Source organism: Streptomyces sp. NRRL F-525 (assembly GCF_000716605.1).
GTDB lineage: Bacteria > Actinomycetota > Actinomycetes > Streptomycetales > Streptomycetaceae > Streptomyces.
Genome location: NZ_JNXE01000143.1, coordinates 1 through 426, shown reverse-complemented (window position 1 = coordinate 426; position 426 = coordinate 1). Strand labels below are relative to the sequence as shown.

Genomic DNA, 426 nt, shown 5'->3' with positions numbered 1-426 from the left:
GTCGGACGCTCCGTCCGGCGCGCCCGCAGGGGAGGGGTGAGCGCCCGTGCCGCTTGACCTGGACGACTGGCAGTACGACCTCGGCGGTGTCCTCATCGGCGCCGGTACGAGCGTGAACGTCATCGAGACCACGGGCCTGGGACGTCCCCCGGTACGTGACTCGGATGTGGACCAGCCGTCCATGGACGGCCAGTTCGCCGGACCCGACTTCTTCGGCGGCCGCCAGATCCAGTTCGATGCCGCCGTCAAGATCCCGGGCGACCCTGGCGCCTGCCATGACATGGTGGCCGCGCTTCAGGCCGTAACCGACGCGGCCGCCGTGCGCCTGGTCGGCGGGCAGGGCCTCACCCTGCGGATGAAGCGGCCTGGCCGGCCGGTGAAGCAGGTGACGGCGCGCGCCCGCCGCCTGGACCCGGAGTACCGGGA

At 72.5% G+C, this 426-nt stretch carries 1 protein-coding gene; it reads left to right on the top strand.

Annotation, left to right across the window (positions count from 1 at the left end):
* Positions 1-46: 46 nt before the first annotated feature.
* On the top strand, positions 47-426 hold a 380-nt coding region (locus tag OO69_RS48260), incomplete at its 3' end, for a hypothetical protein (RefSeq protein WP_033287408.1).